The following is an 11,560-nucleotide window of genomic DNA, read 5'->3' as shown; positions in this document are numbered from 1 at the left end:
CGCGTTCATATAGATTCACTGAGAATGGCGCCGCCCGATACGCGGCGCCGATCATCATGCACCCGGGACAACCCGGGGCCATGGCAGGAGACAAAGATGAGAGCAAAGTACCCCGCACCGCCCGTCGAGGGCGAGATGCTGCAACGGGACGACGCGCGGACGTTCGAAGCGGCCACCTACGCGAAGGTCGCGCGACGGCTGATCCCGTTCCTGATGTTGTGCTACCTCGGCGCGTATCTCGACCGCGTCAACGTCGGCTTCGCGAAACTGCAGATGCTCAACGACCTGCGTTTCAGCGAGACGGTCTACGGGATGGGCGCCGGCATCTTCTTCCTCGGTTATTTCCTGTTCGAGGTGCCGAGCAACCTGATCCTGCATCGCGTCGGCGCGCGCCGCTGGCTCGCGCGCATCATGCTGACCTGGGCGGTGATCTCGGCGAGCTTCGTGTTCGTCAAGTCGCCCACCGCGTTCTACGTGCTGCGATTTCTGCTCGGCGTCGCCGAAGCCGGCTTCGCGCCGGGCGTGATTCTGTACCTCACGTACTGGTTCCCGTCGGCGCGGCGCGCGAAGGCGCTGTCGCTGTTTTTCATGGCGATTCCGCTCGCCGGGATCATCGGCGGGCCGCTGTCGGGCGCGATCATGCATTCGCTGCACGGCGCGATGTCGATGGCCGGCTGGAAGTGGCTGTTCCTGCTCGAGGCGCTGCCTTCGTTCGTGCTGGGTTTCGCGATCCTGCTGTATCTCGACGACGGCATCGCCAGCGCGAAATGGCTGACCGACGCCGAAAAAGCCTTGCTCGCGCGCAACGTGTCGGCCGACGCCGCGCACACCACCGCCCACCTGTCGATTCGGACCTTCGTCGCGGACCGCCGGCTGTGGCTGATGGCCGCGATCTACTTCTGCGTGGTGCTCGGGCAGTACGGCCTTACGTTCTGGCTGCCGACGATCATTCGCAAGGCGGGCGTGGCCGATCCGCTGTGGGTCGGCCTCTTCACCGCGATTCCGTATGCGTGCGCAATCGTCGCGCTGCCGCTGATCGGCATCAGCGCAGATCGTCGCCGCGAGCGCCGCTTCCATCTCGCGGTGCCGATGCTGGTCGCGGCGGCGGGCTTCGCCACGTTGCCGATGCTCAGCAGCGTCGGCGCATCGATCGTGTGCCTGAGCATCGCGTCGGCCGGCATCCTCGCGTCGTCGTCGCAGTTCTGGTCGCTGCCCACCGCGTTGCTGGGCGGGATGTCGGCGGCGGCGGGCATCGCCGCAGTCAACTGCTTCGCGAATCTCGCGGGCTTCTTCTCGCCGGCGATCGTCGGCTGGCTGAACGACCTGACCGGCAAGTCCACCGCGGGCCTCGTGTTCATCTCCGTCGCGATCACGGTTGGTGCGCTGCTGGTGTTCCTCGTGCCCCGATCCGTGAACCGCTGATAACCGCTGACAACTGCTGATTCATTTGCATTCTTTCCGACCCGATACTGGAGTGATCGATGGCTACCGAAACCATCCATGAAGCGGTCACGCTCGCCGAGCGCGCGTACCGCATCCGAAGAAACGCCGTGCTGATGGGCGAAGTGCAGGGGCAGGGCTATGTCGGCCAGGCGCTCGACATCGCCGACGTGCTGGCCGTCGCGTATTTCGGCGCGATGCGCTATCGCGCCGACGATCCCGAGTGGGAAGGGCGCGACCGCTTCCTGCTGTCGAACGGCCACTATGCGATCGCGTTGTACGCGGCGCTGTTCGAAGCCGGCATCCTGCCGGCCGACGAACTCGAAACCTACGGCAGCGACGACAGTCGCTTGCCGATGTCCGGCATGGCGAGCTACACGCCCGGCATGGAAATGTCCGGCGGCTCGCTCGGGCAGGGGCTGACGATCGCGGTCGGCCGGTGTCTCGGCTTGAAGCGCAAGGGCTCGGATGCGTTCGTCTATACGCTGTTTTCGGACGGCGAGCTCGACGAAGGCGCGATCTGGGAAGGGCTGATGTCGGCCGCGCACTGGAAGCTCGACAACCTGATCGCGATCGTCGACGTGAACAACCAGCAGGCCGACGGCCCGTCGACGCAGGTCATGGCGTTCGAGCCGCTGGTCGACAAGCTCGAGGCGTTCGGCTGGTACGTGCAACGCGTGGACGGCAACGACATCGACGCGGTGAAACGCGCGTTCGACGATGCGCGCCGGCATCAAGCACCTCAGCCGCGGATCATTGTCTGCGACACGAAGATGGGGTGCGGCGTGCCGTTCCTCGAAGCACGCGAGAAGAGCCATTTCATCCGCGTCGATGCGCACGAGTGGCAACTCGCGCTCGACGCACTTGAAGCAGGGAGACACGCATGAGCACCGTCGACAACAAGCCGCGCCTGAAGACGTCGGCGATGATCGCGTCCATCGCAGCCGAAGGGCAGGCGACCCGCTCTGCGCCGTTCGGCCATGCGCTGACCGAACTCGCACGCACGAACGGCAACGTGATCGGCATGACGGCCGATCTCGGCAAATACACCGACCTGCACATCTTCGCGAAGGCATTCCCCGAGCGGTACTACCAGATGGGCATGGCCGAGCAGTTGCTGATGGGGGCCGCCGCGGGGTTCGCACACGAAGGCGCGCAGCCGTTCGTCACGACCTATGCGGTGTTTGCGACGCGCCGCGCGTACGACTTCATTCATCAGGCGATCGCCGAGGACAATCTCGACGTGAAGCTGATCTGCGCATTGCCGGGGCTCACGACCGGCTACGGGCCGAGCCACCAGGCCGCCGAGGATCTGGCGCTGATGCGCGCGATGCCGAACATGACCGTGATCGATCCGTGCGACGCGCTGGACATCGAACAGATGGTGCCGGCCATCGCCGCGCACAAGGGGCCGGTGTATGCGCGCCTGCTGCGCGGCAACGTGCCGGCCGTGCTCGACGAATACGACTACCGCTTCGAACTCGGCAAGGCCAAGCTGCTGCGCGACGGCAACGACGTGCTGCTGATCTCGTCTGGCATCATGACGATGCGTGCGCTCGAGGTAGCGAAGGCGCTCGAAGCCGATCGCGTCGATGTCGCCGTGCTGCATGTGCCGACGATCAAGCCGCTCGATACGGCGACCCTCGTCCGCGAGGCCGCGCGGAAAGGGCGCATGGTCGTCGTCGCGGAGAACCATACGGTGATCGGCGGGCTCGGCGAAGCGGTCGCGACCGCGTTGCTCGCGGCGGGCGTGGCGGTGCCGTTCCGGCAGATCGCGCTGCCGGATGCGTACCTCGCCGCGGGCGCGCTGCCGACGTTGCATGACCGATACGGAATCTCGGCTGGCGCGATGCGCGCCAATATCCGGTCGTGGCTCGGATGATCGGCTGACGATCCGGTACCCGCGTGTAGATGCGCAAGGAAGCCATTGGGGCATCGACGCTCATCGGACCGTCCGATACCTGCGCCCGGCGGTTCGAGCGTCGGTGAATGCCCCGGCTGCCTACGCGCATCAAGCCAATCCGTTGGCGTGGCAACGGGGCCGTGGCCGGCAGCAAGCTCAACGTGCGTCGCGATTATCTCGTGCTCGCTGGCGGTGGCTGGCCGATCTCGAACAACGCGTGCGAAAGCACGATCACGTCATTTACAGTCGGCCGAAAAAACTGGCTTCTACGACACGGTCCGCCGCGAACGCGGCGGCCAACCTGTACTCCTTGATCGAAACGTGTAAGGCAAACAGCGTCGAAGTTTCACAGCTAATCAAGGCTGATCGGATTCGGCGGGCAACTTGAAGCGGTTACGATATGCTCCCGGACTCATCCCAATTCTCTGTCGGAAAAGTCGAGAGAACGAGCTGGAGTCGAGATATCCCACTCGGGACGCCACCTCTTCGACGCCGAGTCCGCCGGCTTCCAGCATTCCCCTGGCGGCTTCGAGTCGCAAGTCCTGAAGATACGCGAGCGGCGTGCGTTCGATCGCTGACCTGAATCGTCGAATCAACGTTCTTTCACTCACTCCAAGAGTCGAGGCGAGATCGGCTATTCGCACGTCATCGGTCATGTGTTTCTGAAGATGGTGTTGCGCTTGATGAATCAGGTGGTCTGCGTGCGCCTTGTCTGCCAGAAGGGGCAGATAGGGCGTTTGTTTGGTCTGACTTACGTCAATGAGCATTGTCTTTGCGCACTGAGAAGCAATGACTGAGCCGCAGAAACGTTCTATTACGCGAATTGTCTGTACGAGGTATGACGCGGACGCACCTGCACAGATCAGGCGGTCTACCTCGGTCAGAACTGGCTCGATCTGAAGGTCGACCGCAGGGAATCGGCAGCGAAACTGCTTTTCGAGCCACCAGGTCGTCGTCGCAAGTCTCTGGTCCAACAATCCGGTCTGGGCAAGGATAAAAGTGCCGGTGCAATTGGCGGCAAGAACGGCGCCTTTGCTCCATTGTGAGGAAAGCCAAGCGCAGACTTCCGACTGGCCGGCTAGCAGCTGATCGAATGCCTTGCGACCGCCGTAGTGCGCGCTCGGGACAAAAACGAGATCGAAGCGATCGCGGGACCCAAATCTGGTCGTCTGTAGCTGCAATCCGTTACTCGCCGTAACCACGCCACCGTCCGTCGACATGAAGTGCCACTCGAACGGAGAACTTCCGGCCCCTTGTTGCTGACGCAAATGGGAGTTCGCCACCTGCAGTACGTCGGCAAAACCGCCGAGGCTCGAGGCATAGCAGCCGTCATAGGCAAGAATCGCAGCGCGGTGCACCATGAGTCGTAAATCGCATGGAATGTGTCAGTTTCGCCAATGTACATCACCCATTCGATTGGCGACACTGCAGGCGAACCCTAACCAAACAGTGGCTTCCGACACGCCGCAGTGCTTCTTCGATTGGTGCCAGTGTGCTCCCTCATTGCGGATGCTGTGCTGAGCGGTGGCGCCTTGCGCGCTGAGGCGGAAAGCAGGGCCACGGAGGAGAACAGATGAGCCTCAAAGCCGATACCGAGAGCAGCCGCCGGCTGGTACCCCAACGACATCAATCGTTGCTGTATCACGACCTACTCGCGACGGAAGAAACAACCTCCATTCGGGAAGAGGTCAGGCGGTTTGCTGAGCAATACGTCGCCCCCGTGGCGTGGGGAATCGGACACCGGGAGGAATCGGTCGCGAATTTCCCTCACGACCTTTTCCGCAAGATGGCGGAGGCCGGACTGTTCCGTATTCCCTTCGCGGCGGCCGTGGGCGGCCGCGGGCTCAAGAACCCGGCGGCCGCCACCGCGGTAATGATCGAAGAACTCGCATACCACTCCAATTCGGTTGCAGCGATCGTCGATGTTCACTGCATTCTGGCGGGCCACGCGTTGGAACACGCGTCCCCCGAACTCCAGACCCGCTACCTTGCACCATTGCTCGCCGGCGAGAAAATTGGCAGCTTCGCCACCACGGAGCCAGACGCCAGTACCGATCTCAGTATCCACGCCATGCAGACTGTCGCCACAAAAGCGACTGCCGGCTATTCGATTACCGGGCGTAAGCGCTTTATTACGAATGCTCCGGTTGCTGACTTCGTGGTTCTGCTCTGCGTAGAAGAAGGCCGTATGACTGAGATAGTGGTGGATTTAAACTCGCCAGGCGTACTGGTCGGAGAGCCCGATCGCAAACTCGGCAACCATGGCCAACTGACCGCGGACATCTATTTTGACAACGTGCAGGTTCCCGCGGAAAACGTCGTCGGAGCGCCTGGTGGAGGCTTGAAGATAGCACTGCAAACATTGACCTACGGACGGATCGGTATCGCGGCGAGCGGGGTGGGAATGGCGCAGGCAATTTTCGACCACAGCGTAGAGCGCCTGAAAACGCGCAAAGCGTTCGGCAGGGCGATCGCGCAGTTCCAGCATTGGCAATTCAAATTGGCCGAGCGAGCAACCGAGATCGAGAATGCTCGCAGCCTCTACATGAAAGCCGCGTTGCGCATGGATGTTGGCGAGGCGTTTCCGGAGCCGGAAGCTGCAATGGCGAAGTGGTACGCGACAAATCTGGCTGGTGAGTTTGCGCGGGATGGCGTGCAGATATTTGGTGGCTATGGTTTCATGGAGCAACTCGCGGCGGATGAATCCCACTATCGCGTCGAAGAAATATATAGGGATTGCAAGATTTCAGAGATCTACGAAGGAACCAACGAAATCCAGAAGCTGGTCATTGCACGGTCGATATTCGGTAAAGAAATAACGGGCTGAGCTGTGACTGATCCGGAATGGATCATTTCGTCGCCCGTGCGGCGGACACAATGCGATGCGGATGATGTGGATCTGTTTATCGGAGGAAGCGGTGGAATCGCTGATCTTATTTGAGATCGACTGTCGCGAGTTCTTTCACGGTTATCAATGGGGAGGGCGAGTTATCATGGCCGCGACGATAATCGTCGGTACGTTGTTCAGCTTATTGGGTGCGTTCACGGAATGAAAGTGCTAATCGTCCATGCGCATCCTGAGAGTAAATCTTTTAGCACGGCACTGAAATCTGCGGCAGCGGAAGAGTTTGAGAAATGCGGTCATGAAGTTCGCATCTCCGACCTTTATGAGATGAATTTTAACCCCGTTGCCTCTGCCGATGATTTTTTAGCGCCGGCGAATCCTGATTATTGCGTATACGCTCTCGAGCAGCGGCATGGTGTGGCTACGCAGACGCTCGCGGCCGATATTCGCGCTGAGCTTGAAAAATTGCTCTGGTGCGACATGCTTGTACTCAATTTTCCGATCTTCTGGTTTTCTACTCCAGCAATCGTGAAGGGTTGGATTGATCGTGTATTTGTCTCGGGCGTGACTTACGGCGGCAAGCGCTTCTATGACCACGGCGGATTGCGCGGGAAGCGCGCGCTGATCAGCGTAACGTTGGGAGGACAGGAGCATATGTTTGCGCCTGATGGTATTCACGGCCCTTTGCATCTCATGTTGAGGCATCTCCTTCAGGGCACGCTCGCTTACACCGGTTTCCGGGTGCATGAGCCATTTGTCGGCTGGCACATCCCGTATATATCGGATACCAAACGAGGGGAGATCCTGGATGCGTTGCGCTCCCGGATCCGCTCTATTGAAGATGAGGCAGCGCTGCCTTCTCCGAGTGTCGACAACTTTGACGAGAAACTGCATCCATTGCATCGCGGATAGAGCAAATTGATAGCACAACGGAGACAAACGATGAGTCTGACCACCGTCGACCTTAACGACAAGTACACGCTGCAGCGGGGGCGCGTCTTTATTACGGGAACGCAGGCACTAGTGCGGTTGCCGCTGACTCAGCACTTACGTGACCTTCAATCTGGTAGGAATACTGCCGGGTACGTTACAGGCTATCGCGGTTCGCCTTTGGGCGCGTTTGATGATCAGCTCGTCAAAGCGAAAAAGCATCTGGATGCGCACGGCGTTGTATTCATACCGGGCGTCAATGAGGACCTTGCCGCTACAGCGGTTTGGGGGACGCAGCAGGCGGAAATCGGTGGGGAGGGAAAGTACGACGGGGTGTTCGCGCTATGGTACGGTAAGGGGCCCGGGGTCGACAGATCCGGCGATGTGTTACGGCATGCGAATCTTGCGGGCACCTCGAAGCTGGGAGGCGTACTGGTTCTCATGGGCGATGATCATACGTGCGAATCGTCGACAACGTGTCATCAGAGCGAGTTTGCAATGGTGGACGCCATGATCCCGGTGCTGAGCCCGGCTGGCATCCAGGAAGTCCTCGACTTTGGCGTGATTGGCTGGGAGCTGTCGCGCTATAGTGGGTGCTGGGTTGGGATGAAGTGCGTCAAGGATACCGTTGAAGCGACGGCGTCCGTCGATGTAGATATTAATCGCGTTCACATCAATATCCCGAAAGACTGTACGGCGCCCGAGGATGGACTCAATATTCGCCTGCCTGATACGCCGCACGCACAAGAGGCAAGACTGCATCGCTACAAGCTCAACGCTGTCCGTGCCTTTACGCGTGCAAACGCGATCGACAAGATTGTGATTGATCCGCCGGCGGCGAAGCTCGGCGTGATTACTCACGGAAAAAGCTATCTCGACGTGCTGCAGGCTCTTGATGATTTGAAACTCTCCGAGCAAACCGCCGCTGAATTCGGTATGCGCCTGTACAAGGTCGGAATGGTATGGCCGCTTGAGCCACTGGGCGCGACACGCTTTTCTCAAGGCCTCGAAAAAATTCTTGTGGTCGAGGAAAAGCGAAGCCTGATTGAGCTACAGCTTAAGGAGCAACTCTACGGCCGGCAAGATGCACCGACCGTTGTCGGCAAGGCGGACGAGGCGGGGCAGACACTCTTCCAGCCTGAAATGGCGCTCGATTCAAATCAGGTCGCCATAGCCTTGGGCGAGCGACTTCTCGAGCTGAAGGAGGATGCATCGTTGCGTCGTCAGGTCGAAGAACTGCGTTCTTACCGTGCGCCGAAGAAAGCTGTGGATAGCCTTTCCCGCAGTTACTATTTCTGCAGCGGTTGCCCTCATAACTCATCAACCGTTTTGCCTGAAGGAAGCAAGGGCTATGCAGGCATTGGCTGCCACTGGATGTCGCAGTCGATGGACCGAGCCACCGTTGGTTACACTCAGATGGGTGGCGAAGGCATGGCGTGGGTCGGGGAAGCGCCATTCTCGAAACGCCCGCATATGTTTCAGAATCTCGGTGACGGAACATATTTCCATTCCGGCTTGCTTGCGATTCGCGCGGCGGTCGCTGCACGGACGAACATCACCTACAAGATTCTTTTCAACGACGCCGTGGCAATGACCGGCGGTCAACGTCACGACGGTCCCCTGGATGTGCCTGCGATCGTGCGGCAGGTGCAGGCGGAAGGAGTCAAGCGCGTTGTCGTTGTAAGCGATGAGCCAGACAAGTATCACAGCGTCAGTTCGTGGCCGGCTGGCGTTAGCACGTATCACCGGGACTCGCTCGATCAGGTGCAGCGGGAGTTGCGTGTCGTCGAGGGAACGACGGTTCTCATCTACGATCAGACCTGCGCGGCCGAAAAGCGGCGGCGACGCAAGCGCGGCGCGTTTCCCGATCCTGCAAAGCGTATCGTGATTAACGACCTGGTATGCGAGGGATGCGGAGATTGTGGCGTCAAATCCAATTGCGTTTCGGTCCAGCCGCTTGAAACCGAGTTTGGCCGCAAGCGAGCGATAGACCAATCTTCCTGCAACAAGGACTATTCGTGCGTGAAGGGGTTTTGTCCAAGTTTTGTAACCGTACTTGGTGGAAAACTGAGAAAACCGCAGCCCGTGCAAGACGATCAGGTTTTTGCTTCGCTGCCAGAGCCAGCCCTGCCTCAAATTCATGACCGCGTCTATAGCATCATGGTAGCGGGCATGGGTGGTACTGGTGTTGTCACCATTGGTGCAATTCTGGGGATGGCCGCGCATCTTGAGGGCCGCGGTTGTGGCTTGCTGGATATGGCGGGCCTCGCCCAGAAGGGAGGATCTGTGTGGAGTCACTTGCGCTTTGGACCGTCTCCCGATTCCATCAAGACGATCCGTATTGCCGCAGGTGGAGCGGATCTGGTGCTCGGCTGTGACATGATCGTAGCGGGCGATCCGAAAACGTTGGCTGCCACGCGCCGAGGCCATACCCGGGTGCTGATCAACACTCATGAGATGATGCCGGGTGCGTTCACACGTCACACCGACATGCAGTTCCCCGGGGAGGCATTGCGAAGCAACATCAACGATGCAGTCGGGGCGGATTGCGCGGAATTCATCGATGCTGGCCGGTTCGCAACCAGTTTGGTGGGCGATAGTATCGGAGCCAATATGTTCATGCTTGGCTTTGCATATCAACGAGGTCTGATTCCGCTTTCAGCTGCATCTATCAATTCGGCAATTGATATCAATGGCGCGGCGACCAAGATGAACAGGGAATCTTTCCGTTGGGGGCGCCTTGCTGCAATGGATGCTGACTCTGTCAGTCGCGTTGTGGCTTCCACGGCAGCTGCGGGTGTCTCGAGTGTTTCTCCTGCACCTGCGGAAAGCATGGAAGACTCCATCAGGGTACGGGAAAGCTTCCTTGTGTCATATCAGGACGCAGCTTACGCGGCCCGGTACCGCAATCTTGTCGAGCGCGTGCGTGCGGCAGAGGAAACGCACTTCAGAGGGCGTACGGAGTTGACGAACGCGGCAGCGCGGTACTATTTCAAACTGCTCGCGATCAAAGATGAATATGAGGTGGCACGTCTTCATGTTCAAAGTGGCTTTCTTGATCGGCTTCAGCACCAGTTTGAGAGAAATTACAAATTGGTCTTCAACCTTGCTCCGCCCATGCTTTCCAAACGTGATCCATCAACGGGAGAGCCGCGGAAATCTGAGTACGGGGCTTGGATCATTCCAGTTTTTCGCATACTCGCAAAACTGCGACGTTTGCGTGGCACGCGCCTTGATGTCTTTGGCTACACACAGGAGCGACGCTTGGAGCGTTGGATGATCGGTCGGTATGAAGAATGCGTCGCTATGGCCCTGTCTGTCCTCGCCGTGTCCACTAATATGGACCATTACAACGCGGCTGTTGAGCTGATGTCATTGCCGGAGAAAATACGCGGCTATGGATATGTACGCGCGAGAAGTATAGCGGTCGCCCTGAAACGGGAAAAAGAGCTCTGGGACATTCTGCAAGGACGCGTCATCGTGTTTAAACAAGCGGCGTGACCGCCGCTCGGTCCCATGCACATCGCCCTTGGGGCTTGGCCGGCGAGCGCCGTAGTGGCTCACGAGCATGGAGCAATTGCGAAACTTGCAAGTCCGCACGTTGACTTGCAAGTTCAACTGTTTCTTGCAAGCGGTGCTGCATCAGGCTTGGGGTCTAGCGGCGATTCGTCGAGGCCCCCCGGCCTGCTGGCCGCGGCGGTATCCCACGCGCCGTCAGTGGGCAGCGGTAGCAATGCTGCCTGACATGTCGACGCGTCGGTGCAAGGCCCACAGCTATGCGACAGTCTCGCCCGCGCTTTTTCGTGGGAAAGGGCGGGCGTCTACTCAGTGGTGGAGACCCTTCGCAGCGTTTGTTTCCGACCCTTGACGTGTAGTTCCGACGCGAGACGACCGATAGTCTTGATTGCGTTGACATAGCGGTCGTCGATTTCCTGGCAGCACGCAAGTCGAATGTAATGCCGGTAGCGGCTGCTTCTCGAATACACCTGGCCAGGCATGATGACAACCTGTTCTTCCAGCGCCGCATGAAAGAGTTCGCGGCTATCAATGGTCGGTGGCATTTCCACCCATAGCAGGAATCCACCCTCCGGTTGTGTCGCGCGCGTACCGTTTGGAAAATGACGGGCGATCAATCCACGCACAGTAGCGACCTGGGAAAAATAGAGTCGCCGGACAGTTCTTATGTGATGCTCGTATCCGCCGCTCTCTAAAAACAAACCGACGGTTTCGCTCAGCAGCATCGATTCCGACGCACTAGATGCGAATTTCAGATTCCGCACTTCGTGCGCGAAGCGCCCCCCATCTAGCCAGCCCAGCCGATAGTCTGGCGCAAGGGTTTTCGAAAATCCCCCGCACGCCATGATCCATCCCTTTGAATCGAAACTCTTTACCGCCGGCTCGGGTACTTCGGCGAATTGGAGGTAAGCCGTCAATAAACGACG

Annotated in this window: 7 protein-coding genes and 1 pseudogene; 6 read left to right on the top strand and 2 right to left on the bottom strand. The window is 59.3% G+C overall.

Translation table 11 applies throughout. From position 1 onward, the window contains the following. Nucleotides 1–96 precede the first annotated feature (96 nt). From C7H84_RS34690 to C7H84_RS34680, 3 genes are read left to right on the top strand one after another with little or no spacing between them, the layout of a single operon-like run. Nucleotides 97–1,422 carry an MFS transporter gene (locus tag C7H84_RS34690; RefSeq protein WP_121863018.1) on the top strand — a complete coding sequence of 442 codons (1,326 nt, stop codon included), beginning with the start codon at nucleotides 97–99 and terminating at the stop codon, nucleotides 1,420–1,422. A 59-nt stretch (nucleotides 1,423–1,481) separates the two neighbouring features. Continuing rightward, the gene (locus tag C7H84_RS34685; protein ID WP_121863017.1) at nucleotides 1,482–2,327 is read left to right on the top strand and encodes a transketolase; all 846 of its coding nucleotides are present in this window, start codon (nucleotides 1,482–1,484) and stop codon (nucleotides 2,325–2,327) included. Then, complete coding sequence (locus tag C7H84_RS34680) at nucleotides 2,324–3,322, top strand: transketolase family protein (protein ID WP_121863016.1); 999 nt, start codon at nucleotides 2,324–2,326, stop codon at nucleotides 3,320–3,322. Before C7H84_RS34685 ends, C7H84_RS34680 begins: the two co-directional genes overlap by 4 nt. Before the next feature lie 377 nt (nucleotides 3,323–3,699). On the opposite strand, the gene C7H84_RS34670 is transcribed toward C7H84_RS34680, so the two are convergent. Then, nucleotides 3,700–4,704 (bottom strand): helix-turn-helix domain-containing protein, encoded by a 1,005-nt coding sequence (locus tag C7H84_RS34670; RefSeq protein WP_240462187.1) that lies wholly within the window; start codon nucleotides 4,702–4,704, stop codon nucleotides 3,700–3,702. A 212-nt stretch (nucleotides 4,705–4,916) separates the two neighbouring features. Here C7H84_RS34670 and C7H84_RS34665 point away from each other — a divergent pair, with 212 nt between their 5' ends. From C7H84_RS34665 to C7H84_RS34655, 3 genes are all read left to right on the top strand, one after another. Continuing rightward, nucleotides 4,917–6,170 carry an acyl-CoA dehydrogenase family protein gene (locus C7H84_RS34665; RefSeq protein ID WP_121863015.1) on the top strand — a complete coding sequence of 418 codons (1,254 nt, stop codon included), beginning with the start codon at nucleotides 4,917–4,919 and terminating at the stop codon, nucleotides 6,168–6,170. A 222-nt stretch (nucleotides 6,171–6,392) separates the two neighbouring features. After that, the gene (locus tag C7H84_RS34660) at nucleotides 6,393–7,100 is read left to right on the top strand and encodes an NAD(P)H-dependent oxidoreductase (RefSeq protein ID WP_121863014.1); all 708 of its coding nucleotides are present in this window, start codon (nucleotides 6,393–6,395) and stop codon (nucleotides 7,098–7,100) included. Between the two features lie 30 nt (nucleotides 7,101–7,130). Continuing rightward, nucleotides 7,131–10,619, top strand: coding sequence for an indolepyruvate ferredoxin oxidoreductase family protein (locus C7H84_RS34655; protein ID WP_121863013.1), 3,489 nt, complete (start codon nucleotides 7,131–7,133; stop codon nucleotides 10,617–10,619). Nucleotides 10,620–10,939: 320 nt separating this feature from the next. Here C7H84_RS34655 and C7H84_RS34650 read toward each other — a convergent pair. Then, nucleotides 10,940–11,560, bottom strand: a pseudogene (locus tag C7H84_RS34650) (PLP-dependent aminotransferase family protein); the annotation flags it as partial.

It is taken from the genome of Burkholderia sp. Nafp2/4-1b (genome assembly GCF_003635165.1).
Lineage (GTDB): Bacteria > Pseudomonadota > Gammaproteobacteria > Burkholderiales > Burkholderiaceae > Burkholderia.
Note: the sequence above shows the minus strand (reverse complement) of the source record. Positions and strands in the feature narration are given on the sequence as shown.